This window comes from Pseudomonas sp. WS 5078, from assembly GCF_012985745.1.
GTDB lineage: Bacteria > Pseudomonadota > Gammaproteobacteria > Pseudomonadales > Pseudomonadaceae > Aquipseudomonas > Aquipseudomonas lundensis_A.
In genome coordinates this window covers 46685-71091 of record NZ_JAAQWX010000020.1, presented here as the reverse complement: position 1 = coordinate 71091, position 24407 = coordinate 46685, and the positions used below count along the sequence as shown (strand labels likewise).

At 60.6% G+C, this 24407-nt stretch carries 24 protein-coding genes; 16 read left to right on the top strand and 8 right to left on the bottom strand.

The window, feature by feature from the left end; genetic code table 11:
* Window positions 1-116: 116 nt before the first annotated feature.
* From HBN68_RS21005 to HBN68_RS20970, 8 genes are all read left to right on the top strand, one after another.
* A complete protein-coding gene (locus HBN68_RS21005) occupies window positions 117-566 on the top strand; it encodes a YcgN family cysteine cluster protein (protein WP_094994057.1) in 450 nt (149 codons plus the stop codon).
* Between the two features lie 27 nt (window positions 567-593).
* Window positions 594-1826 carry a hypothetical protein gene (locus tag HBN68_RS21000; protein ID WP_169965982.1) on the top strand — a complete coding sequence of 411 codons (1233 nt, stop codon included), beginning with the start codon at window positions 594-596 and terminating at the stop codon, window positions 1824-1826.
* A 168-nt stretch (window positions 1827-1994) separates the two neighbouring features.
* On the top strand, window positions 1995-2084 hold the full coding sequence (gene kdpF, locus HBN68_RS20995) for a K(+)-transporting ATPase subunit F (protein WP_047274123.1): 90 nt from the start codon (window positions 1995-1997) through the stop codon (window positions 2082-2084).
* Between the two features lie 8 nt (window positions 2085-2092).
* Entirely contained in the window at window positions 2093-3787 is a 1695-nt protein-coding gene (gene kdpA / locus HBN68_RS20990) for a potassium-transporting ATPase subunit KdpA (RefSeq protein ID WP_169965980.1), read from the top strand.
* A 10-nt stretch (window positions 3788-3797) separates the two neighbouring features.
* The gene (gene kdpB / locus HBN68_RS20985; RefSeq protein ID WP_094994054.1) at window positions 3798-5870 is read left to right on the top strand and encodes a potassium-transporting ATPase subunit KdpB; all 2073 of its coding nucleotides are present in this window, start codon (window positions 3798-3800) and stop codon (window positions 5868-5870) included.
* An 18-nt stretch (window positions 5871-5888) separates the two neighbouring features.
* Window positions 5889-6440, top strand: coding sequence for a potassium-transporting ATPase subunit KdpC (gene kdpC / locus HBN68_RS20980; RefSeq protein WP_169965978.1), 552 nt, complete (start codon window positions 5889-5891; stop codon window positions 6438-6440).
* A gap of 74 nt (window positions 6441-6514) precedes the next feature.
* Entirely contained in the window at window positions 6515-9181 is a 2667-nt protein-coding gene (locus HBN68_RS20975) for a sensor histidine kinase KdpD (RefSeq protein ID WP_169965976.1), read from the top strand.
* Between the two features lie 36 nt (window positions 9182-9217).
* Window positions 9218-9907, top strand: a complete 690-nt coding sequence (locus tag HBN68_RS20970; protein ID WP_094994051.1) for a response regulator — start codon at window positions 9218-9220, stop codon at window positions 9905-9907.
* Here the strand turns inward: HBN68_RS20970 and HBN68_RS20965 are convergent.
* Window positions 9904-10944: a patatin-like phospholipase family protein gene (locus tag HBN68_RS20965; protein WP_094994050.1), complete on the bottom strand. Its 1041-nt coding sequence runs from the start codon at window positions 10942-10944 to the stop codon at window positions 9904-9906. The genes HBN68_RS20970 and HBN68_RS20965 overlap by 4 nt on opposite strands.
* Window positions 10945-11097: 153 nt before the next feature.
* On the opposite strand from HBN68_RS20965, the gene HBN68_RS20960 reads away from it, so the two are divergent.
* The 3 genes from HBN68_RS20960 to HBN68_RS20950 all read left to right on the top strand — a co-directional run bounded on the left by HBN68_RS20960 (window position 11098) and on the right by HBN68_RS20950 (window position 13044).
* Window positions 11098-11376 carry a hypothetical protein gene (locus HBN68_RS20960; RefSeq protein ID WP_047274136.1) on the top strand — a complete coding sequence of 93 codons (279 nt, stop codon included), beginning with the start codon at window positions 11098-11100 and terminating at the stop codon, window positions 11374-11376.
* 26 nt (window positions 11377-11402) lie between these two features.
* On the top strand, window positions 11403-12170 hold the full coding sequence (locus HBN68_RS20955) for a CHAD domain-containing protein (protein ID WP_094994049.1): 768 nt from the start codon (window positions 11403-11405) through the stop codon (window positions 12168-12170).
* 76 nt (window positions 12171-12246) lie between these two features.
* Window positions 12247-13044: a thioesterase family protein gene (locus HBN68_RS20950; RefSeq protein ID WP_094994048.1), complete on the top strand. Its 798-nt coding sequence runs from the start codon at window positions 12247-12249 to the stop codon at window positions 13042-13044.
* On the opposite strand, the gene HBN68_RS20945 is transcribed toward HBN68_RS20950, so the two are convergent.
* The 3 genes from HBN68_RS20945 to HBN68_RS20935 form a co-directional block, all read right to left on the bottom strand.
* Window positions 13045-13299 (bottom strand): terminase, encoded by a 255-nt coding sequence (locus HBN68_RS20945; RefSeq protein ID WP_094994047.1) that lies wholly within the window; start codon window positions 13297-13299, stop codon window positions 13045-13047.
* A 99-nt stretch (window positions 13300-13398) separates the two neighbouring features.
* Window positions 13399-14880, bottom strand: coding sequence for a methyl-accepting chemotaxis protein (locus tag HBN68_RS20940; protein ID WP_169965974.1), 1482 nt, complete (start codon window positions 14878-14880; stop codon window positions 13399-13401).
* A gap of 123 nt (window positions 14881-15003) precedes the next feature.
* Window positions 15004-15816: a TatD family hydrolase gene (locus HBN68_RS20935; protein WP_094994045.1), complete on the bottom strand. Its 813-nt coding sequence runs from the start codon at window positions 15814-15816 to the stop codon at window positions 15004-15006.
* Window positions 15817-16053: 237 nt separating this feature from the next.
* Between HBN68_RS20935 and HBN68_RS20930 the strand changes: the two genes are divergently transcribed.
* From HBN68_RS20930 to HBN68_RS20920, 3 genes are all read left to right on the top strand, one after another.
* Complete coding sequence (locus HBN68_RS20930; protein ID WP_169965972.1) at window positions 16054-17472, top strand: transglycosylase SLT domain-containing protein; 1419 nt, start codon at window positions 16054-16056, stop codon at window positions 17470-17472.
* 103 nt (window positions 17473-17575) lie between these two features.
* Window positions 17576-18013 (top strand): DoxX family protein, encoded by a 438-nt coding sequence (locus HBN68_RS20925; RefSeq protein WP_094994043.1) that lies wholly within the window; start codon window positions 17576-17578, stop codon window positions 18011-18013.
* 284 nt (window positions 18014-18297) lie between these two features.
* Window positions 18298-18606, top strand: coding sequence for a hypothetical protein (locus tag HBN68_RS20920; protein ID WP_094994042.1), 309 nt, complete (start codon window positions 18298-18300; stop codon window positions 18604-18606).
* 46 nt (window positions 18607-18652) lie between these two features.
* On the opposite strand, the gene HBN68_RS20915 is transcribed toward HBN68_RS20920, so the two are convergent.
* The 4 genes from HBN68_RS20915 to HBN68_RS20900 form a co-directional block, all read right to left on the bottom strand.
* Window positions 18653-19510: a hypothetical protein gene (locus tag HBN68_RS20915; protein WP_169965970.1), complete on the bottom strand. Its 858-nt coding sequence runs from the start codon at window positions 19508-19510 to the stop codon at window positions 18653-18655.
* 110 nt (window positions 19511-19620) lie between these two features.
* On the bottom strand, window positions 19621-20118 hold the full coding sequence (gene greB / locus HBN68_RS20910; RefSeq protein WP_094994040.1) for a transcription elongation factor GreB: 498 nt from the start codon (window positions 20116-20118) through the stop codon (window positions 19621-19623).
* 34 nt (window positions 20119-20152) lie between these two features.
* Window positions 20153-22657, bottom strand: coding sequence for an ABC transporter permease (locus HBN68_RS20905; RefSeq protein ID WP_169965968.1), 2505 nt, complete (start codon window positions 22655-22657; stop codon window positions 20153-20155).
* Complete coding sequence (locus tag HBN68_RS20900; RefSeq protein WP_094994038.1) at window positions 22657-23340, bottom strand: ABC transporter ATP-binding protein; 684 nt, start codon at window positions 23338-23340, stop codon at window positions 22657-22659. Before HBN68_RS20900 ends, HBN68_RS20905 begins: the two co-directional genes overlap by 1 nt.
* Before the next feature lie 10 nt (window positions 23341-23350).
* On the opposite strand from HBN68_RS20900, the gene HBN68_RS20895 reads away from it, so the two are divergent.
* Window positions 23351-23956: an arylesterase gene (locus HBN68_RS20895; RefSeq protein WP_094994037.1), complete on the top strand. Its 606-nt coding sequence runs from the start codon at window positions 23351-23353 to the stop codon at window positions 23954-23956.
* A gap of 58 nt (window positions 23957-24014) precedes the next feature.
* Window positions 24015-24308, top strand: coding sequence for a hypothetical protein (locus tag HBN68_RS20890; RefSeq protein WP_003446817.1), 294 nt, complete (start codon window positions 24015-24017; stop codon window positions 24306-24308).
* The last annotated feature ends 99 nt before the right edge of the window (window positions 24309-24407 follow it).

Below are 24407 nucleotides of genomic sequence, written 5' to 3'. Positions count from 1 at the left end.
CGCAAAGCTACTGTTATGCCATCGAGCTGACAAGTCTGACGACAAGCCCTTGGCCCGCGGGGCCTTGGGCACTAGACTGGCGGCCTTTTCCATTTCCCGATGTTGATGTTTGAGCCATGGCCGCAAAAGTTGAACCGTTCTGGATCCGCAAAACCCTCGATCAACTGGATCAGGAGGAATGGGAGTCGCTGTGCGATGGCTGCGGCCTGTGCTGCCTGCAAAAGCTCGAAGATGAAGACGACAACAGCGTCTACTACACGCGCATTGCCTGCAAATTGCTCGACCTGAAAACCTGTCAGTGCACTGACTACCCGAATCGACGTGATTCCGTTCCGGACTGCATTCAACTGTCGCCGGGCAAGGCAGAAGCGTTCAAATGGCTACCGCCCACCTGCGGCTACCGCCTGGTCAGCGAGCGCAAGGATTTGCCGTTGTGGCACCACTTGGTATGCGGTGATCCGGATGCGGTGCATCACGAGCGCATCTCGCAATCGGGACGCATGCTGGCCGAAGGCAGCGTGCCGGAAGAAGACTGGGAAGATCACCTGATTTTCCGCGCCGGTTAACGCCCGGAGCGGTCGCAAGGAGTGTGTATGCCGCTGCGTTACCAACTACCTCTGGGACTCCTGATTGCACTGCTCGGCAGCCCGTTGTGGGCTGCGCAAAAAGTCAATCTGGATTACCACGTGCGCCTGATGCCGCAGACCGGCCAGGCCGACGTGCGCCTGACGTTGGCTGAAGGCTCAGCCGTGCGCAGCCTGGATTTTGACCTTGGCGCCCCCGGCAGCTACAGCGACTTCAAGGCCGATGGCGGCTGGCAGCTCACTGCTGACCCGCAACACAGCCGTGGCGTGTGGCATCCCGCGTCAGGCACCGCCAGTCTGAGTTACCGGGTTCGCCTCAATCACCCCTTCAAGAACGGCAGTTTCGACACCTATTCCACGGCCAAGTGGGCGTTGTTCCGTGGCGAGCAACTGGTGCCGCCTGCCAGCCTCGATCAGCAGGACGGTACCGAGCTGGTGTCGCGGCTGACGTTCGTCTTGCCCGACGGCTGGAAAAGTGTCGAAACAGCGTGGCCGCGTATCGGTAAAAACCGTTTCCGTATTGATGACGTGTCGCGTTTGTTTGATCGGCCAACCGGGTGGATGCTGGCGGGCACGCTGGGCAGCCGTCGCACCACGTTGGGCGAAACCGAGGTCACCGTTGCCGCGCCGCAAGGGCAAGGCATGCGGCGTATGGACGTCCTGACGCTGCTGACGTTCGTCTGGCCGCAGGTGCAAGCAGTGTTCCCGCGCAACCCGCCCAAGTTACTGATCGTCGGTGCGGGCAGCCCGATGTGGAAAGGCGCCAGCGCCGACCGCAACTCCATTTACCTGAGCAGCGCGTTGCCGATGGTCAGCGAGTCTGGCAGCAGCCCGTTGTTGCGCGAATTGGTGCAACTGTTCAGTGGCATCCAGGTAGAGCCGGGCCATGACTGGATCAGCCAAGGGCTGAGCGAGTATTACGCCATTGAATTGATGCGCCGCGCAGGCGGGATGAGCGACGAGCGTTATCAGACGTTGCAGCACAAGCTCAATGCGACCGGCAAAGGCGTCACGCGGTTGCGCGGCGCGCAGGCCAATCCGGCGGCGGTGGCGCGTGCTGTGACGCTGTTGCAGGCGCTGGACCGCGAAATTCGTCTGCAAACCCATAGCAAGCGTTCGCTGGACGATGTGAGCCAAGCGTTGATGCGCATGGACAAGGTCAACACCCCGTCGTTTATCCAGCTGAGCGAAAGCGTGCTGGGCGGCGCATCCGAGGTGCTCGACACCCCGCTGCTGCAGTAAGCGTTCGCACTGCTGTCGTTGCAGACCCGGTAGCCGGTGAGGGTCTGCAGTGATTGTTTTCTTTACGCCCTTTTTACGCCTCCGCATACCCCTCGATCTCGATCCTTTACACCCCTGAACCCCACACTTTCCCAACACGCGGCAATCGCCGCTTTGGGGAGCACGTCGATGGGCATTCTGGATGGGGTGTCGCTGCTGTTGGCAGTGGGGCTGTTCGTTTATCTGCTGGTGGCGCTGTTGCGCGCTGATCGGAATTAGGAGCGGGTATGCACAGTTATGACTATGGGCTGTTGCTGGCCTTTTTCACGTTGGTGTTGCTGCCTGCGCCCTGGCTGGGACGTTTTTATTACAAGGTCATGGAAGGTCAGCGCACGTGGTTGACGCCAGTGTTCGGGCCGGTCGAGAAGGTCTGTTACCGGGTGGCCGGGGTCGATCCGGGGGATGAGCAAAGCTGGCAGAAGTACACGCTGGCGTTGCTGGCGTTCAACCTCGCAGGCTTTGTGTTGCTGTTCGCGATTTTGCTGTTGCAGCAGTATTTGCCGCTCAACCCGCAGCAGTTGCCGGGGCAGGAGTGGACGCAGGCGTTCAACACCGCCGTGAGTTTTGTCACCAACACCAACTGGCAGAGCTACAGCGGCGAAGCGACGCTCAGTTACTTCAGCCAGATGGCTGGCCTGACTGTGCAGAACTTCGTCAGTGCGGCCACCGGCCTGGCGGTATTGGTTGCCTTGTGCCGTGGTATTAGCCGTCGGTCGGCCCGTACGCTGGGCAATTTCTGGGTCGACATGACCCGCGCCACGCTCTACGGCTTGCTGCCGTTGTGCCTGGTGCTGGCGTTGCTGCTGGTGTGGCAGGGCGTGCCGCAAACCTTCGCGCACTATGTCAGTGCGGTGACGGTGCAGGGTGTGGATCAGGTCATCCCGCTCGGCCCGGCGGCGAGTCAAATTGCGATCAAGCAACTGGGCACCAATGGCGGTGGCTTTTTTGGGGTCAACTCGGCGCACCCGTTCGAGAACCCGACAGCCTGGAGCAACCTGTTTGAAGTGGCGTCAATCATCCTGATTCCCGTGGCGCTGGTGTTTATGTTTGGCCATTACGTCAAGGACCTGCGCCAAAGCCGGGCCATCATCGCCTGCATGCTGGCGTTGTTCCTGGTCGGCGGCGGCACGGCGTTGTATGCAGAGTCTCAACCCAACCCTGCGCTCAACAGCCCGTTGGTTGAACACAGCGCCCCGCTGGAAGGCAAGGAAGTGCGTTTTGGCACCACCGCTACGGTGCTGTGGACCGAGACCACCACCGCTGCGTCAAACGGTTCGGTTAATGGCATGCATGACAGCCTCAACCCCCTGAGCGGGATGGTGGCGCTGGCCAACATGATGGTGGGTGAAGTGATTTTCGGCGGGGTAGGCGCCGGTCTCTACGGCATGTTGCTCAACGTGCTGATTGCCGTGTTCCTGGCCGGTTTGATGATTGGCCGTACCCCCGAGTACCTGGGCAAAAAACTGCAAGCCAAAGAGGTGCAACTGCTGGTGGTCACGCTGCTGGTGATGCCGGTGGGCGTGCTGGTGCTCAGTGCGTTGGCGACCAGTGTGCCGAGTGCCGTTGCGTCGGTGAGCAACCCGGGTGCCCATGGTTTCAGTCAAGTGCTGTATGCCTTTACCTCGGCCAGTGCCAACAACGGTTCTGCGTTTGCCGGCCTAAATGCCAACACGCCGTTTTACAACCTGATGCTGGGGCTGGGGATGTTGATTGGCCGTTTCGGCTACATCCTGCCGGTGCTGGCACTGGCCGGGAGTTTGGCGATGAAGAAAACCGCACCCGTGGGGCAGGACAGCTTCCCCACCCACGGCCCGCTGTTTGTGGTGCTGCTGACCATGACCATCGTGCTGGTAGGCGGTTTGACCTTCTTGCCGACACTGGCCCTTGGCCCTATCGCTGAACAACTGATTCCGGGCTTCTGAGGACACAATGATGAGCATGCCAGCTCCTGTTAAAACCCTGACGCCTGCGCCTGCCACTCAGGCGCCCGCGTCACCGAAAACCGCGTTTGCCGACCTGTGGCGTCCGGCGTTGTTGCAAGCGTTCGTCAAACTTGACCCGCGTCAGCTCAAGCGCTCGCCCGTGATGCTGGTAGTGGAATTGACGGCGATCTTCACCACGATCTTGTGCGTGCTGCCCGACCCTGTGGTGTCCACCGGCGTGGCGCTGCAAATCGCACTGTGGCTGTGGTTTACCGTGCTGTTTGCCAATTTCGCCGAAGCCCTGGCCGAGGGCCGGGGCAAGGCACGGGCCGACAGCCTGAAGGCGGGCAGCGTGGGTTTGAGTGCGCGCCGTCGCACGGCCAACGGCAGCTTTGAAGTGGTCCCGGCCACGCGCTTGCGCAAAGGCGATGTGGTGCGTGTTGAAGCCGGGGAGATGATCCCCGGTGACGGCGAAGTGATTGAAGGCATTGCTGCGGTCAACGAAGCAGCGATTACCGGCGAGTCCGCTCCGGTGATCCGTGAGTCGGGCGGTGACCGTTCGGCCGTCACGGGCAACACGCGGCTGGTGTCGGACTGGCTGCTGGTGCAGATCAGCGCCAACCCCGGGGAGTCGACGCTCGACCGCATGATCGCGCTGGTCGAAGGCGCCAAACGCCAGAAAACCCCCAACGAAGTGGCGCTGGATATTCTGCTGATCGGCCTGACCCTGATTTTTTTGATCGTGGTCGTGACCTTGCAACCTTTCGCCTATTTTGCGGGGGGCAGCCTGCCGTTGGTGTTTCTGGTCGCGCTGTTGGTGACATTGATCCCGACCACTATCGGCGGCTTGCTGTCGGCCATCGGCATTGCCGGCATGGACCGGCTGGTACGCCTGAATGTGATTGCCAAGTCAGGCCGCGCGGTGGAAGCCGCGGGTGACGTGCATGTGCTGATGCTGGATAAGACCGGCACCATCACCTTCGGTAACCGTCGCTGCACCGCGCTGTACGCGGCGCCCGGCGTGACTGCGATGGAGATGGCGCAGGGCGCGCTGTTGGCGTCGCTGGCCGACGACACGGCCGAGGGCAAGTCGATTGTCGAGTTCATCCGTGGGCTGCACGCACTGCCCGAGCCCGAGGCGCATGACATCACAGCGGTGCCGTTTACGGCTGAAACGCGGCTGTCAGGTGTCGATTACAACATGCGCGTGTACCGCAAGGGCGCCGTGGATTCGGTACTGGCCTTTGTCGGCCTCAAACGTGACGACGTCGCACCGGCCTTGTCCCGTGAAATCGACAAAATTGCCCAAAGCGGCGGCACCCCGTTGCTGGTGTGCGTGCAAGGCAAGCTGCTGGGCGTGATTCACCTCAAGGACGTGGTCAAGCCGGGCATCCGCGAGCGGTTTGCCGAACTGCGCAAACTGGGGATTCGCACGGTCATGGTGACCGGTGACAACCCGCTGACCGCCGCAGCAATCGCGGCCGAGGCGGGGGTCGATGATGTGTTGGCAGAAGCCACACCGGAAAAAAAGCTGGCGCGCATCCGCCAGGAACAGAACGACGGCCGTCTGGTGGCGATGTGCGGCGACGGCGCCAACGATGCGCCAGCGCTGGCGCAGGCTGACGTGGGCATGGCGATGAACGACGGCACCCAGGCGGCCCGCGAAGCCGCCAACATGGTCGACCTCGACAGCGACCCCACCAAGCTGCTGGATGTGGTGCAGATCGGTAAAGAGCTGCTGGTGACCCGGGGCGCGCTGACCACGTTCTCGATTGCCAACGACGTGGCCAAGTATTTCGCCATCTTGCCTGCGCTGTTTGCCACGATCTACCCGCAACTGGGCGTGCTCAACGTGATGCACCTCAATAGCCCGCAGAGCGCCATTCTTTCAGCGATCGTGTTTAACGCGCTGATTATCGTGGTGCTGATCCCGTTGGCCTTGCGCGGCGTGCGGGTGCAGGCGGCGAGCGCCGCGCAACTGCTGCGCCGCAACCTGCTGATTTACGGTCTTGGGGGGCTGGTGGTGCCATTTGTGGGCATCAAGCTGATCGACATGCTGCTCACGACGCTGCACCTGGTTTAACCCGAGGAGGAACGCAACATGGCTACTCTTTTACGTCCAGCCCTGAGCCTGATGGTGTTGTTGACGGCGATTACCGGGGTGATTTACCCGCTGACCGTGACCGGGATTGCACAACTGGCATTTCCCGATCAGGCCAATGGCAGTCTGGTGCGCGATGCGGATGGCAGCGTGCGCGGTTCGCAGTTGATCGCCCAAGCCTTCACCGGCGAACAATGGTTTCATTCGCGTCCCTCGGCCGGGGCGTATGCCACGGTGTCGAGCGCGGCCAGCAACCTGGCGCCGAGCAACCCGGCGCTGGCGGCGCGGGTCAAGGACAGTGCCGCCGAATGGGCCGTGCCCGAACAGGGGCCGGTGCCGCTGGCGATGCTCACCACGTCGGCCAGCGGGCTGGATCCGCACTTGCCACCTGAGGCAATACGCTATCAACTGCCACGTGTGGCCGCGGCCCGTGGCTTGCCGGTGCAAACGGTGGAGCAACTGCTCGAGGCGCATATCGAGCAGCCGTGGGTAGGGCCGCCGGTGGTGAACGTGCTGAACCTGAACCGGGCACTGGCGCAGCTCAAACCCTGAGTCACCTGCCCCCGCAGTCGCTGCCGCCTGTTGCGGCAACGGCTGCGTTGCTCTCCATTTGAATAGGTAAAGACATGACAGATTCCGGTCGCGCCGATGCGTTGTTAGCTGATTTGCCTCGGGCCGGCCGTGGCCGGCTTAAGGTGTTTCTGGGCGCGGCCCCGGGTGTGGGCAAGACCTACGCCATGCTTCAGGCGGCACACACTCACGTGCGCCAGGGCGTCAGGGTACTGGTCGGGGTGGTGGAAACCCATGGCCGCGCCGAAACCCAGGCGCTGCTCAACGGCTTGGCGCAACAGCCGCTGGTGCGCTCGCAGTACCGGGGCGTGCAGCTTGAAGAGATGGACCTGGATGGCCTGTTGGAGGCCCGGCCCGCGCTGGCACTGGTGGACGAGCTGGCCCACAGCAACGCGCCCGGCAGTCGTCATGCCAAGCGCTGGCAAGACGTGCAGGAGTTGCTGGCCGCCGGGATTGATGTCTACACCACAGTCAACGTCCAGCACCTGGAAAGCCTCAACGATCAAGTGCGCGGCATCACCGGCGTGCACGTGCGCGAAACCCTGCCGGACTGGATCGTGCAGGAGGCCTACGAACTGTTGCTGATCGACCTGCCGCCCCGCGAACTGTTGGAGCGGCTGCGCGATGGCAAGGTGTATGTGCCCGAGCAGGCACGCGCGGCCATCGATGCCTTCTTCACCCAGACCAACCTCAATGCCCTGCGCGAATTGGCGATGCAGACCGCGGCGGTGTACGTCGATGATGAACTGGACAAAGGGTATCGTCAGCTCGGTCAGGCTGCCCCGGCGCTGCGCGGGCGCCTGCTGGTGGGCATTGATGGCGATGCTCAGGCAGAGCGGCTGGTGCGTCACGCCAGCCGGGTGGCCGAGCGGCGACATTTGCCGTGGAGTCTGGTGCATGTCGACAACGGGCGTGCACGTGACGAGCAGGCGCGTTTGCGCCTGCAAAGTGCGCAGCAATTGGCCGAGCGTCTGGGGGGTGAGGTGGTGTTGCTGCGCGCCGGGGAAGTGGCGAAAACCCTGATTCAGCACGCCGCAGAGCGCCGCGCCAGTTTGCTGCTGGTGGGTCAGTCGCGGCCCAGTTGGCGCAGGAAAATCTTCGGCGGCGGCCTGGCCTCGCGATTGTTGCGCGATGCCCACGGGCTGGAAATCAACGTGCTCGACAACGAGCAGGCGCCGGATGCCAGGCCGCGCCGGCACGTGGGGTCGCTGGTGTGGTTCGACTACGGTCTGGCGCTGTTGGCGACTGTACTGGCCAGTGCGTTGGCCTGGGGAGTGTCCAGTGTGCTGGCGCTGCCCAATATTTCGATGGTGTTTCTGGCGGCCGTGCTGCTGGTCGCGGTGCGCAGCAGCCTGGGGCCTGCGCTAGCGTGTGCGGCGATGTCCTTTTTGGCCTATGACTTTTTGTTCATTCCGCCGAATTTCTCGTTCAGCATCCAGCGCGAAGAAGACGTCCTGACGCTGGTGTTTTTCCTGTTGATGGCTGCCCTGACCGGCAACCTCGCGGCCCGTCAGCGCCGTCAGTTGCAAGCGTTGCGCGAGACCCAGCAAGAAACCAGCGAACTGCTGGACCTGTCGCGCAAATTGACGGCCGCCACTGACCGTAAAGCGGTGGTCAATGCCGCCGCCCAGCACCTGAGCGGCTGGAAAGAGCTCAACCTGTGCCTGCTCAATCGCGATGGCAGCGGCGGCTGGACGGTGGAAACCGGCGGGCCTTTGCAATTTAACGAAGCCGAGCGCGCCGCCGCCGATTGGGCCTGGAGCCACGAGCAACCGGCGGGCAAAGGCACGGGCACATTGCCGATGGGCCGTTGGTGGTGGTGGCCGCTGACCGTGGACGACGGCCCATTGGCCTTGCTGGGCGTGAGCCCGAAAGAAGGCCAAGCCTTGAGTGGTCAGCGGCGGCGCTTGCTGATGGCCCTCAGCCAGCCTTTGGCGCAAGCGCTGGCCCGCGCGCAACTGGCCCAAGACCTTGAAGCCGCACGCTTGCATGGTGAAACCGAACAATTGCGCAGCGCCTTGCTGGCCTCCGTGTCCCACGACCTGCGCACGCCCTTGACCACCATGCGCGGCAGCATTGATACGTTGCTCGCGCTGGGCGAGGCGATCCCGCTGGACGACCGCCGCGAGTTGCTGGAGGGCACCCGTGACGAGGCCGAGCGTCTGGATCGTTACATCCAGAACCTGCTGGACATGACCCGCCTGGGCCACGGCGCCTTGAAGCTGGCCCGCGACTGGGTGTCACCGGCCGACATTGTCGGCAGTGCGTTGAATCGGCTGCGGGCTGTGCTCGCGCCATTACAGGTACAGGTCGATGTGGCGCCGCAGTTGCCGCTGTTACATATCCACGCGGCGTTGATCGAGCAGGCGCTAATCAATGTGCTGGAAAACGCGGCGCGCTTCTCGCCGCCTCAGGGCGTACTGCAACTGGTGGCGGGGGCCAATCAACAGGAACTGTGGTTTGCCGTGAGCGATCAGGGCCCCGGTATCCCGGAAGAAGACCGGGCGAAGATTTTCGACATGTTTTACACCGCAGCCCGCGGCGACCGGGGCGGGCAAGGCACGGGGTTGGGGCTGGCGATCTGTCAGGGCATGGTCGGCGCCCACGGCGGGCGCATCAGTGTGGGCGAGGGCATCGAGGGGCGCGGCACCTGCATCACCTTGCATTTGCCGCTGCCTGAACAGCCTCAGCCTGAAGGGGAAGAGCCGCCCCGTGAACCCTGATATTCTTCGCGCCTCTTCGCACGGTGAACCCACGCCATGAGCCAACCCACAACTGTTCTGGTCATTGATGACGAACCGCAGATCCGCAAGTTTTTGCGTATCAGCCTGGTGTCTCAGGGGTACCAGGTGCTGGAAGCGGCCACGGGTGCCGAAGGCTTGAGCCTGGCCGCGCTGCAAAAACCGGATGTCCTGGTGCTGGATCTCGGTTTGCCGGACATGGACGGCCAGCAGGTGCTGCGCGAATTTCGCGAATGGTCGGGCGTGCCGGTACTGGTGCTGTCGGTGCGGGCCAGCGAAGCGCAAAAGGTCCAGGCGCTGGATGGCGGCGCCAATGACTACGTGACCAAACCGTTCGGGATTCAGGAGTTTTTGGCGCGCATCCGTGCGTTATTGCGCCAGATCCCCGTGGGTGAATTGCAACAATCGGCGGTCGAGGTTGGGCCACTGACCGTGGATCTGGCGTATCGCCGTGTGCTGCTCGAGGGTGCCGAAGTCGCCCTGACGCGCAAGGAATATGCGGTGCTGGCGCAGTTGGCGCGCCATCCGGGGCGGGTCATTACCCAGCAACAATTGCTTAAGGATATTTGGGGGCCGACCCATGTGGAGAACAGCCATTACCTGCGCATCGTGGTCGGTCATCTGCGACAAAAGCTGGCAGATGACCCGACCTGCCCGCGCTTTATCGTGACCGAACCGGGCGTGGGCTATCGTTTGCTGGACGCTTAGTGGGCTTCACGCTCGTAGCGGTCCAGTGTGTCGCTGGCAATTTCGCGGCCTAAAGCGATCAGTTCGGGCGCTTTGTAAAACTCGAAAAAACGGCACACCCGCTTGGGCACGTTAATCAGGATGTCGGGCGGGTAACCGGCGATTTTGTATTGCGCCAGTGAGGTCTGCATGACTTCGAAACTCTGGTTGATCAAATCCAGCAGCGACGCCGGGCCGACGTTGTCGATGATGAACGAGCCCGAGGCTGACTTGGGCGCGCCTTCGTGGGTCGGCGCGGCGGCCGGTTGCTGACCGTCGGGCCGGGACGATTCGATCCAGGGATTGAGCGCGGCATCCGGGGCAGGCTTGAGCAGCTCTTGCTCGAGCTCCAGCAGGTCGTTTGCATGTTTAGTACGAAACGGCATGTGTGAGCCGAGGGAGTTCATCAGGTTGTCGAAACGGCTTTTAAACGCCGGGGCACGTTGAATGACGGGCAACTGGTAGCAGTTTTGGCTGGTGGAGTTCAGGTTGACGGCGATGATCAGGTCGCAATGGCTGGAGACCACCGGGACGATGGGCAGCGGGTTGAGCAGGCCGCCGTCTACCAGCATGCGGTTGCCTTGCATCACCGGGGTAAACAGGCTGGGGATCGCCGCTGACGCCCGCATTGCCTGATGCAGGCAGCCTTCCTGAAACCAGATTTCCTGTTGGTGGGTCAGGTCCGTGGCCACGGCGGTGTAAGGGATGCGCAAGTCTTCGATGTTGATTTCACCGACGATGTTGCGGATTTGGCCGAACACTTTTTCGCCGCGAATGGCGCCCAGGCGAAAGCTCACGTCAACCAGCCGCAACACATCGAGATAATCCAGGCTTTGAATCCAGTCGCGGTACAGATCAAGCTTACCGGCCGCGTAAATGCCGCCTACCACGGCGCCCATCGAGCACCCGGCAATACAGGCGATGTCGTAGCCACGGCGTTCGAGTTCTTCAATGACACCAATGTGGGCATACCCGCGGGCGCCACCCGAGCCCAACACCAACGCAACGCGCTTTTTCATGAATCAATCCTTGGCAGTAAGGTGCTAACAATGCAATGCCTTTTCCTGAATGGGCAAGCTAGTCTTGCAAAGAGGGCGCGCTGGGGCGGGGCACTTTCTGCATGCTTTTGCGTCTTAGCCTCTGATTAATATTATTTGTTCGAGGATATGTCCATGAAAGCGCTGATCTGTGTGCCGTTGATGGCGTTGATGCTGGCCGGTTGTGCGGGCAAAACGGCCTATCGTGACAGTTGCGCGACGCAGCTGGATGCGGCCTGGCACGAGCTGGACCTGGCCAAGGCCGAAGGTTTTGCCGGCACTATCAGTTACTCCAAGGCTCTGTCATTGCTGACCGGGGCTAAAACGCAACAACAGTTCGAGGCGTTTGAAGGCTGCTCGAAAAAAGCCGAGAAAGCGCGTTTCTATATTCGTGAGTCGCGCGCAGGTCGTTAAGCCGGTGCGGGACGGGGAGGGGATGGATGTCTGATTGGGTTGACAGGATTGTGGCGAACATTGTGCGTCTGGAGGTCAGGTTACTGGCCTGTCAGGCGCGCTTGCAGGCCGAAACCGACCCTGAGGCGTTGCACGATTTGCGCACTACGGTGCGCCGCCTGCGCAGTTTGCTCAGGCCCTTGCGCGGCTTGCCGGGCGTGGTCCAGCTGGAAATGGCGGCGTCGCAAGTGGGCGCCCTGACGACGCCATTACGCGATCTGGAAGTCCTGGCGGCGTACCTGCGCCAACAGGGGTATGTGCAGTTGGCTGAGCGTCGGCTGTCACAGCTGGCCGGCAGTTATGGCGCTGTTGCCGAGAGCGCGCAATTGGCGCAACTGCTGATGATCCTCGACGTCTTCCCGCGCTTTCTGCGGGCCGCACAGCGCGAAGGGCTGATGCGCGGTTTGCGTCAACGCATCGAAAAGGTGCTTGAAAAACAATGGCAGGCCCTCGAAAAAGCGCTGAATGATCCCGGCCATGACCGGCACCGTGTACGCCTTTTGATCAAGCGCGTGCGCTACGCCGCCGAAGCCTATCCCGAACTTGATTGCTTGCCGCCGAGGGTACTGGCACGGCTCAAAGTGGCGCAAAAAGCCTTGGGCGACTGGCACGATGCCTGGCAGTGGTTGCTGCAAGCCGAGCAGCAGCCGGACCTGCAGCCCTGTGTCCAGGCATGGCGTGAGACCCTGGCCCGTGGTGAAAAGGACGCCGACCGGGCGTTGATCAAATTGAGTGCAGCCTGTTTTCACTCATGATTTGGCCGAATCAAGCGCTGTGCCGTGCCTGTCGGGTGCGTAGTATTCGCCCCTAATCATCGGTTTCGAGGTGTTCATGCAGTTTTCTGAATTGGTTGCGGCGGTCCGTGATAATCCGTCGTCCGTCACCATCCCGGCTGACTGGGGGCAGGGGCGCGCAACGTTTGGTGGCTTGATGGTGGCCTTGCAATATGAAGCCATGCGCGCGCGGGTGCCTGCGCAGCGTGCCTTGCGCTCGCTGTCCGTAACCTTCGTTGGACCTGTGGCGCCGGATGACCCCGTCAGCTTTGAAGTCGACGTGCTGCGTGAAGGCAAAGCCGTCACTCAGGTGCTGGGCAGGGTGCTGCAACAGGGCCAGGTGGTGACCCTCGTGCAGGGCAGCTTCGGCGCGTCACGCGAGTCGACCGTCAACATGCAAAGCCTGCCCGCGCCGGACATGAAACCCGTCGAGGGCTGCCCACTGTTGCCCTATATCAAAGGCATTACACCGGAATTCATGCGGCATTTGTCGATGGGTTGGGCGGTGGGAGCCTTACCGTTTACCGGTAAAGGCGGGCGTGAAATGGGCGGCTGGGTGCGGTTTGCAGGCGAGGTCAAGGACGAGCCCCTGACCGAAACCCACGTACTGGCCCTGGTCGATGCCTGGCCCCCGGCCTTGCTGCCGTTGCTGGGCAAGCCGGCAGCCGGTAGCACCTTGACCTGGACCATTGAGTTTGTGCAGCCGCTTGTTCACATCAGCACCCTTGAGTGGTGCAAATACCTGGCTGTGATCGAGCATGCGCAGGATGGTTATGGCCATGTGGCGGCTAATCTGTGGTCGCCAGAGGGCGACTTGATTGCGATCAGCCGCCAGACAGTCACGGTGTTTGGCTGATCAGAACGCCTGACTGTGTGGCCCGTCCTGCGCCTTGCGACGCTGGTGTTGCAGGCGGGTAGCCGCAAACAGCGTCACCAGGCCAATCACAGCACTGGTGGCGTTGCCACTGAAAATGCCTGAGGCCAGAAGCAGAAAGGCCACAACCATCAATGCGACAGCCATCAGGTCAATGGCCTGATGCGTGGCGCCTGCGTGGCTCTGCGGGTTCGAGCGCCATTGCCAGGCAGGTAGGTTGGGATGACGTTTGCCCATGATTGCACTCCTTGTTCAAGGGTTCAGCGTTGGCTGAACCGGATGAACAGAGAATAGGCCCGTGCAAGGCGCACGGCGAATCGACAATGGCTATTGGCCTTATAGCTTTAACTGACCGATGGCCCGGTTTAACTCACCGGCCAGGGTCGCCAGTTGATTGCTGGTGGTGGCCGAGTCGACGGTTTGTTGCACGGTGTTTTCAGTCACGTCGCGGATGCTGACCACAGCACGGTTCATTTCTTCAGCCACCTGGCTTTGTTGTTCGGCGGCCACTGCAATTTGGGTGTTGCTCTCGCGCATCTGGGCGACGGCACTGGTAATTTCCGCCAGTGCTTCGCCTGCCTCCTGCGCCTGTTGCACGCAGTCGTCGGCCTTGAACGAGCTTTCCTGCATGAAGTCCACGGCATCACGGGTGCCGGCTTGCAAGGCCGAGACCATGGTGGTGATTTCGTCTGTGGAGGCCTGTACACGCTTGGCAAGGTTGCGCACCTCATCGGCCACCACGGCAAACCCGCGCCCCATCTCGCCTGCCCGGGCAGCCTCAATCGCCGCATTGAGGGCCAGCAGGTTGGTCTGTTCGGCAATGCTGTGAATCACGCTGACCACGCTGTTAATTTTCTGACTGTCTTGAGCCAGTTGCTGAATCATCTCGGCGGTTTGCTGCACGCCGCTGGACAGGCTGGCGATGGAGTCCTGGACCCGGCTGACCACTTGCTGGCCGCTGCCGGCGAGGGTGTCGGCGGTTTGCGACAGGTCACGGGTGGCGCCTGCGTGCTGGGCAATGTGATAGACCGTGGCTGACATTTCATTGATGGCGGTGGCGGCCTGATCGGTTTCGCTTTGCTGGCCGAGCATGCCATGACGCACCTCGTCCATGCTGCTGGCCAGTCGCGCGGCGCCTGCATCCAGTTGTGCGGCGGTGTCGGCCACGGTCTGCACGATACGTTGGTAACCGGCTTGCATGGCATTGAAGGCGCCGGCCATTTGCCCGACTTCGTCGGTGCAGGCCAAGGGCACGCGGGCCGACAAGTCACCGGTTTTTTCGACGTGCAACATCACGTCCTTGAGCGTATTGAGCTGGCTGAGCAAGAACTGAATCAATAGTTGCGAAGCGCAGAGCATCGCCAACATCAGCACGAACACCGCGACGGCGTAATTAGCCAGACGCTCGACAAACACGTGCGCCAGGCTTGGCGCGTAGGCCAGCACGGCAACCCGCTCACCGTCAGGGCGGGTGACGACCTCGGCGCCCAGCAGTGGATTTTCGCCAAAGAACGGCAGGTGGTGGATGGACACCCAGCCATTGGCATCACTGAGCTGCGGCAGGGGTTGTTCGTCCACCGTCGGGACTTGGCCGGGAGTTATCGGTAGCAAAAAGTCGACAGTGGGCAAGGCTTGGCCGCGCGGCCAGGCACTTAGCAATTGTGCCTGCGCATGGGCGTTGGCTTGAGCGGCGTCGCTGCGCGACTGCTGTTCGAGCTGCACGGCGTAGAGGACCAGCAACAGCGTGGTGACGAAGGCCACCGCGTTGACGGCCCAGAACTTGTATTTGAGCGAGATGTTGCTAAGCCAGGCACCCATGGAAGGTCTTCTCTGATTTGGCGGAAACAATATTGGCAAGGTGCCATCATTGTGCCGCCAAACCATGGCGATCTTGTTGATGTGGGTCAAGGGCGCCAGCCTGCTTACGGTCCCTCCGGCGCCTTAATCGTGATGGATGGCCGGTAAACTAAAAAAGGTGCGGGCACAGGCAGTGCTGTGTGCGGCCAGATCGGCTTGTGTTTCACCTCGGTGCAGTGCGACTTCACGCAGCACTTCAGGGAGATAAGCCGGTTCGTTGCGGCCATTTTTGGGTTTAGGGCGCAGCGTGCGGGGCAGTAAATACGGCGCGTCACTCTCCAGCATCAGGCGACCGCGAGGAATGTTGCGCACCAGTGGGTGCAAATGCGTACCACGGCGTTCGTCGCAGATCCAGCCGGTGATGCCGATGTGTAAATCCAGGTCCAGATAACTGAACAGCGCCCGTTGTTCGCCGGTGAAACAATGCACCACGGCAGCAGGCAGGCGGTCGCGGTAGTCGCGCAGGATCTCCAGCAAACGCTGATTGGCGTCGCGCTCGTGCAAAAACACAGGCAATTGCAAGTCCACCGCCATCGCCAACTGTTCTTCCAGCACTTTTTCCTGTTGCGGGCGTGGCGAAAAATCACGGTTGAAGTCCAGACCGCATTCGCCCACCGCAAGCACCCGTGGCTCTTTGAGCAACGCGTGTAAACGCCGGGCGCTGTCGGCATTCCAGTCGCTGGCCGAGTGCGGGTGTATGCCCGCCGTCGAAAACAGCCGCAAGGCACTTTCATCCTGCTCATGGCACAGCTGCAAGGCTTGTTCGCTGCCGTCAACGCTGGTGCCCGTGAGCACCAATTGGCATACGCCTGCAGCGTAGGCACGCTCCAGAACGGCCTCATGTTTGCCGTCGAAGCTGGGGTTGGTCAGGTTGACGCCGATATCGATGAGTTGCATGGTGCTACCTCAGGCCACAGGCCGCGAAGCATATCAGAGCTGCAGATTTAATAAGAAAAACCAAGAACTACAGAGAGTTATGGTTGTCTTTGAATGCCGCAATTGCGCAATTCCCGGTACAGGGTTCGCTGTAACCGCGCAATTGCACACCGCTCACAGCGCACCTGATGCCCTAAAGGGCGACCGGTTGTCGGGTATTCCGGCACGCTGAAGGGCTGTCTTCTTTGCGGAGAACGGATGACAAGACTGACGCTGTGGATTGCGCTGTGCCTGATGCTGTTGCCTGCTATGGCAACCGCACGCCTGCCTGGGCCATTACAGGCCGGGCAGCCGAGTCAGGTCCGCGATCTGGCGCAGATTCGCAGCAGTCAAGTGTTGCGCGTGCTGGTCAATCAAAGCCGCAACAGCTCGGGCGAAGTCCAAGGGCAGTCGATTGGTGTCGAATACCATCGGTTGCGCGCTTTCGAGCGTTATCTCAATGGCCATGCGCGCAATGGTCAGCAAATCACCCTCAAAATCATCCCTAAAGCCAAGGATCAACTGCTCGGCGCGCTGCTGCGTGGCGAAGGCGATTTGATGGCGCCCGGCGAGCTGCTGGATGTCAAGCCGACCCACGCCGTGAGCCCGAGCGAGCCGATCATTGATCGCGTGGCGCTGATCCTCGTGGGCGTCAAGGGCGAACGGCGTTTCACCCGCCTTGAGCAGTTGTCGGGCCGCACTGTGGCATTGACGACGGGCAGTGCCGCGGGGGCGGCGGTGAACGTGATCAATCAAAAGCTGGCGTTGCGCAAACAGCCGCCCGTGAAAATCGAATGGGTGGACCCGACCCTGGCGGTGGAAGATGTGCTGGAGATGGTGCAAGCCAAGATCTACCACTTGACGTTAGTCGAGCAGCCGATTGCCGAGCGTTGGGCCGCGTTGATGCCCAAGCTGCGCTTTGATCGCAAAGTACTGGTCAGCGAGCCAGGTGCCATGCGCTGGTATGTGCGGCGCGATGCTTCGATGTTGCGGGCCAGCATCGACCGTTTCTTGACGACCTACAGCGTCCCTGACGATCAGAATGTGGCATTTGAGCGCGTCTATCGACGCCTGTATCGCGTCCACTACCCGCTGGCGCGGGCTGACCGGCAGAAGCTCGAAAAATTGCGTCCGGTGCTGCAAAAACATGCCCGGCAACAGGGCATGGACTGGCTCAATCTGGCGGCGTTGGCGTTCAAGGAGTCCACACTCAACCCCAATGCCAAAGGCTCTGGCGGGGCCATGGGATTGTTGCAAATCACTCCTTCAGCGGCGCAACGGGTGGGGGTCAACAACATTCAAAGCGTCGATAACAATGTGCAGGCCGGGGCCAAATACCTGGCGATGATTCGGCGCAAGTTCTTTGCCAGCCCCAAGTTGAATGAACGCGAGCGCATGGCGTTTGTACTGGCGGCCTACAACATGGGCCCCGAGCGCGTGCAAGGCATGCGCGCCGAGGCTAAACGCCGGGGGTTGAACCCCAACCAATGGTTCTTTCAGGTTGAGCGCATTGCCATGGAGCAGGTGGGAATGGGGGCGGTCAGCTATGTTAATAGTGTGAATAAATACTTTTTGGCCTTCGATCGGGAGCGCGACTCATTGGAGCCTGATGAGCCGAAGCTGGCACTTCGAAAATAATCGAAATAACTGATAGTTATCTTGGATTTATTCGGCTATTAACATTCTAAAAACTGATTAGTATGGCGGCACATCCCAACCTGATTAACAAAAGGACTGCACCATGAACAAATTCACCCATACCGTTTTGGGGACTCACGCGGGCTACGGCTTGACTGTTTTGCGCGTTCTGGTCGGGATCATCTTCGCTGCCCACGGTTCGCAAAAACTCTTTGGCTGGTTCGGTGGCGGTGGGCTGGCGGGCACAGCGCAGTGGATGGAAAGCATTGGCCTGGCGCCGGGAACATTGATGGCACTGCTCTCGGGCGGCACGGAGTTCTTCGGCGGTCTGGCGCTAATTATCGGTTTGTTGGCCCGGCCTGCAGCGTTGGGGCTGACCTTCACGTTACTGGTGGCGATTTTCACGGTGCATATCAGCAACGGTCTGTTCATGGCCAACAACGGCTATGAGTTTGCGCTGGCCTTGCTGGGCGGTACGTTGGCCGTTTTAATCGAGGGCGCTGGCAAGCTGTCACTGGATCAGGCGATTGCCAACAAGTAAGCCATGAAGCCTGCTCGCTCTTGTGCAAAAGGACGCGTCGAGCAGGCTTGCCTGTGTTCTTGATTCTCTGCGTCGCTGATCGCCCCGGAACGTGATTCTTGACAGCTGTAACCGGGTTTATCTAGGATGTTTTCTTGCGCCGATTTAAACAGCTACTTGCGGGGCGCCGGGTGTTCGACTGATCACCCAAGAGGCCGGTAACAGGCCTTGAAATACCGCTAAAGCGCTGGTTCGGTGTTGCCTCTCACCTGCCACGCAGAATCCTGAGGCGGAGAACCCGATAAATGAGTCAGCCACGTCCCCTTGTACGTCTCGCGCCGATCACGGCCAATCAAACTTTTCGTAATCCTAAAATCCTCCTGGGTGGCAAACATCAGCCCACGCTGTTGCGCTATTTGGACGGTTGGCCGCGCAGGAAAGGTCGGGCTTCGGCGTTTTTGATTCAGTTTGTGGAAGAGGGTGACGCTTTAGCGCGGTTTGCCAATGACAGCTTTGACTTGGCCGTGATTCAGTCACCCCGTCCACACCAGGCCGAGGCCGTCATCCACAACCTGGTACGCGTTTCTCGCCAAGGGCTGATTACGTTGCGTTAAAGCGTCTCTGCGCCAAGTCTTTATATGAATTACTTGGCGCACACCCTTATGAGCGCTGTTGGTGAGCTCTTATTTCATTGGCATGTTTGCAATGATTCACCAGTTCGCTGCGTGTTGCCCAGTCGGTGTTGATGATAAAAAAGTGTTGTATATAACTTTCTGCATTGTCCGATTTGAACCAGGTATTGACTTTGTCACTGAAATCATCGGGAACATGCAGCGGTAATACATACTTGGCGCACTGGATGGCAACGAGTTTATAAGGGCTTTTATACCGATCGAGCGTGCTGTCCATAAAGCGTTTGAGGTGATGGGTGGATATCAGGTTTTCACCGCTCCAGCGTTGGTCCACGCCTCGCCACAGCAGCGGCGAGTCAGTGTCGTGATTGTAGGCCGCCACGACCGTTGCGCCCGGGTGTTCTTTCCATAGCGCCTCAAGTGTTAACCGAGCGCATTTTTCCGGGATGATCAATGTGCCGAGCACCTTTGAGATTAGCGCTTGCAGCTCTTCGTGGGCTTGGGGTGTGAAGTCCCGGAACTCGTGGAAATCCAGCACAACGATTTCTTTTTGCGATTGTTTGTCTGCGTAGAATTGCCTGAGCATCTGCAGGATGTCGTGCTCGACTGTACGGCCCGATGATGTGCCGTGGAATAACTGAAAGCGTCGCGCGTCTGCGACTGGGTACTTGGCGTAGAACGCCACCCTTAAATCCAGTGCCCGGATGCCATCCTCCAGCTGTTTCTTGGGGGATACGTCTTGGGTAATCGCTTGTGGCCACTGGAAGTTAGGCGCTTCCTTGTCGCTCCCGGAGTCATGGCTGCCTGGCAATATGAGTTCGCCAATATGCAAATGTTGTAGGCCGGGAACGTCACTCATCCAGTAACGGTTGTTCTTCGTGCTCATGGTCTTTCACTCCTTGAATGACCGTTGGTTGATTAACCTGAGCATAGAACTGGAATGAATGGATGAATGGCTAATACATATGTGGCTACATCTTTAGCAGGCGCTTTACATCAGGGGTAGTCGATCGCCACGATACACACCCATTGTTCGCCGGTAGGGGTCTGGACTTGCACTTGAGCATCCAGCGGCTTGCCGATTAATGCGCGGGCCAGTGGTGAGTCGATGCTGATCAACCCCTGTTTCAAATCCAGTTCATCCGGGCCGACAATGCGGTAGCGCGCGTGTTTGCCGTCTTCATCCTCAATCGTGACCCAAGCACCGAAATACACCTTATTAGGATCGCTGGGCTTGTCACTTACCACTTTGAGACTTTCGAGACGCTTGGTCAGGAATCGCACACGGCTGTCGATTTCACGCAGCATCTTTTTGCCGTACGTATATTCGGCGTTTTCAGAGCGATCGCCCTGCGCTGCGGCCTCGCTGACAGATTGCGTGACCTGGGGACGACGCACGTGCCACAACTCGTGCAGCTCGGCCCGCATCCGCGCTTCACCTTCGGGAGTGATCAGCGCGGTGCCAGCAGGGCGTGGTGGGCGATAGCGGCTCATGGGCAATCCATTGGGGGAGAAGGTCGCGAGTCTATCAGCCCTCGCGCAGCACTGTCAGCGGGCTGGTATTGAGGGCTTTGCGTGTACCGAAGACACCTGCGGCACCCACCATCAAGGCGCCCGCCACTGGCAGCAACAATAGCCACGGGTGCGGGTGCCATGGCAGATCGAACGCAAAGCGGTACAGCACCAGACTGACCAGTTCGGCGCCGATGGCGGCGAGTAGCCCGCTGGTGGCGCCGAGCAGGCCAAACTCGATCCGGCGCGCCTTGATTAACAGCGTGCGCTGGGCCCCCAGTGCACGGAGCAAAGCGCCCTGGCGAATGCGTTCGTCCAGGGTGGATTGCAAGCCAGAAAACAGCACCGCCATACCGGCTGCCAGCACAAACAACAGCACGTATTCGACTGCGATGGTGACTTGCGCAAGGATGCTGCGCAGTTGGGCCAACAGGGCTTCAATGGGCAAAATCGTCACCGCCGGGAAACGGCGGGACAGTTCGATGATTTCCCGGTCATGGCCCGGCGCCAGATAGAAACTGGTCAGGTAGGTGGCCGGCAAGTCCTGCAAAGTGCCAGGCTGGAAGATCATGAAGAAGTTGGGTTGGAAATTGTCCCAGTTGATGCTGCGCAGGCTGGTGACTTGTGCTTCACGCCGGGCACCGCCGACGCTGAAGGTCAGGTGGTCACCCAGTTTCAGTTTGAGGCTTTGGGCCACTTTGGCCTCGACCGAAACGCCGGGAATGCCGTCGCCGGGTTGTTGGGTCCACCATTGGCCCGTTGTCAATTCATTGCCCGCGGGCAGGTTAGCCGCCCAGGTCAGGCTCAAGTCGCGTTGAATGGCTTTGTCGCCGCTGGAGTCCTTGCTTACGAGGCCCTGCACGGCTTCACCATTGATGCTGATCAAGCGACCCGGTACGACGGGATAAAGCGGCGCGGCCTTGGCTTGCAGTTGCATCAGTCGCGCCCCAAAAGCGTCTTTGTCAGCAGGCAGGATGTTAAGCGCAAAGTAATTGGGCGCGTCTTTGGGGAGTTGGTTTTGCCACGTGTCCAGCAGTTCCCCGCGTAACAGGGCAATCAGCGCCATCGACAGCAGAATCAGCCCGAACGCCAAGGCTTGACCGGCGGCCGCCAGCGGGTGGCGCAGCAGTTGTCCCAGCCCGAGTCGCCACGGTAACGAGGCGCCCGCCAATAGACGGCGCAGACTTTGCAGGCCCATTAGCAACAAGCCGCCCAAACCCAGTGCGGCCAGAATACCGCCACCCAGCAGGGCAAATGTCAGGACCAGATCAAGGCTCATGCGCCACATGATCAGCCCAAGCGCGAGCAGGGCCGCGCCATAGATGCTCCAGGTGCTGGCGGGGATGGGCAGCAGGTCGCGACGCAACACCCTCAGCGGAGGTACTCGTCCCAGCGCGGCCAGCGGCGGCAAGGCGAAACCTGCCAGCGCCACCAGCCCGGTTCCCATGCCGGCAAGGGCAGGTAGCAGGCCGCCCGGCGGTACGTCGGCGGGCAATAAATCATGGAGCAAGGCGAACAAACCGAGCTGCGCGAGCCAGCCCGTCAACGCGCCTGCCACACTGGCCAGCAACCCGAGCACGGTGAGCTGCAGGGCAAACAGGATTAGCGTTTCGCGGCGGGACAACCCCAGGCAGCGCAGCAGCGCGCTGGCATCGAAGCGGCGATTGGCAAAACGGGTGGCCGACAGTGCCACGGCAACGCCCGCCAGCAATACGGCGACCAGACTGGCCATGTTCAGGTAGCGCTCGGCCTTGCCCAACGCGCCGCCGATTTGCTGATTGCCGTCGCGAGCGTCCAGCAAACGTTGGTTGGCATCGAGTCCGGGCTGTATGACTTGGCGATAGGACGCCAGCGCGGGTGCTTCGCCGCTCCACAGCTCGCGGAAATTGACCCGGCTACCGGGCTGTACGATGCCGGTGGCGTCCAAGTCATCCAGGTTGATGAGTACCCGTGGGGTCAGGCTGTAAAGGTTGCCAGCCCGGTCGGGTTCGTAAGTCAGAACGCGGGTGATGCGCACCGTTTTTGAACCCACCTCGATCGGATCACCGACCTTGAGGTCCAGTGCTGTCAGCAGGCGTGATTCGGCCCAGGCCTCACCCGGTTTCGGGCCGCCGCCGGGCTGCTCTTGAGCGTAAGGTTGTGCTGCGCTTTTCAGTTCGCCGCGTAAGGGATAGGCATCGTCTGCGGCCTTGATGCTGGACAGTTGAATACCGTTGTCGGTGGCAATCACACTGGAGAACTCTACGATCCGCGCGTGTTTAAGGCCCAATTCCTTCCCTAAGCGAACTTGTTCGTCACGAGCGGGGGAGGTGCCATCGAGTACCAGATCGGCGCCAAGGAACTCTGTGGCTCGCAGCAGCATTGCGCCGTTCAGGCGCGCACCGAAATAACCGATGGCGGTACTCGCCGCCACCGCCACCAGCAGGGCGAAGAACAGAACGCGCAGTTCGCCTGCCCGCGCATCGCGCAGCAGCTGGCGGATGGCAAGGCTCAACAGGCGTAGCAGGGGCAAACGTGCCATCAAGGCTCCAGAGGGCCGACCAACTGGCCGGCTTCAAGGCGGATCAGGCGCCGGCAGCGGTGTGCCAGGCGTTCGTCGTGAGTCACCAGCACCAGCGTGGTGCCACGCTCTTGATTGAGCTCAAAGAGTAGATCGGTGATGCGCTCACCCGTGTGACTGTCGAGGTTGCCGGTGGGTTCATCAGCGAACAACACATCGGGTTCGGCGGCGAACGCGCGGGCGATGGCCACGCGTTGCTGTTCCCCGCCGGACAGTTGGCGCGGTGAATGGCTCAGGCGCTGACCCAGTCCGACGCGCTCCAACAGGTGGCGGGCGTGTTCGCGGGCATCTTTGCGGCCTTCCAGCTCCATCGGCAACATGACGTTTTCCAGTGCGTTAAGGCTGTCGAGCAGTTGAAAGGACTGAAACACAAAGCCGACATGTTCGGCGCGAACCCTGGCGCGCTGGTCTTCGTCCAAGGTGCTCAACGCGCGCCCTGCGAGGATGACTTCGCCTGCACTGGGCAGGTCGAGCCCGGCCAATAATCCCAGCAGTGTGGATTTGCCAGAGCCGGATGCGCCGACGATGGCCAGGCTGTCGCCTTGACGCAGTTCGAGGTTCAGCGGGTGAAGGATGATTAACTCGCCTTCCGCGCTGGGAACCACTTTGCTAAGGTTCTGCGCGGTGAGAATACGTTCGCCCATGGAGAATCCGATGCGTGTGTGGTTTTTAAGTGCTGCTCTGGCCCTGATGTGCATGGCGCAGAACGCAGCGGCGGGAACAATTTTGATCGTCGGCGATAGTATCAGCGCGGGTTTCGGCCTGGATACCCGGCTGGGCTGGGTGTCTTTGCTTGAGCAGCGACTTGCACAGGAAGGTCACCCCGATCAGGTGGTCAATGCGTCTATCAGTGGTGATACCAGTGCGGGCGGTCTTGCGCGTTTGCCTGCGCTGCTTACAGAGCATAAACCGGATGTGGTGATTGTCGAATTGGGGGGTAATGACGGCTTGCGCGGTCAGTTGCCGGCTCAATTGAAACAAAATCTTGCCGGTATGATCGATAGCGCCAAAACCGCGGGCGCCAAGGTGCTGCTGTTAGGAATGAAGTTGCCACCCAATTATGGCAAACGTTACACCGACGCCTTCGCCGAGGTTTATACGCAGCTGGCTGCTGAAAAACAGATCGCGCTGGTGCCGTTTTTCCTTGAGGGCGTCGGGGGCAATCCCCAGTGGATGCAGGCAGATGGCTTGCACCCTGCAGCCGCTGCACAGAAGCGTCTGCTGGATAATGTGTGGCCTGTGCTAAAACCGTTGCTTTGATGCTTTTCTAGTCGCAGCGTTTCGGCTAAGGTGGCGCCCCCCCGATTTGGAGCCCCCGATGTCGCGTCCTGCCTGGTCTTTATATGCCTATCAACTGATCGAGCCTGACGAACAGCTCGATTTGTTCGCCTGCCAGGAGGTACGGGTGCATCTGGTGACGCGTCAATTGGAGCTGGGAGGCACCATCGACCGTACGTTATGCGGCTCGTTGCTGCCTGCGCAGCCGCGCTGGTCGGACGTGACGCGCAAGGTATTTCAAGACCACCGTCTGTGTCCGCTGTGCCGCGCAATCATTGAATCGCAGCGCCGTGGCACCGAGCCGATCTGGCCTGAATTGCGCTTTGAACTATGATCTACCTCGTCTGACCATTTTTGCGAGGTACGCCGCCTCCTGAACCCGGCAGGCTGCGTGTACACTTTCCCCTTTTTGTCCCCCGTTGATTATGCGAAG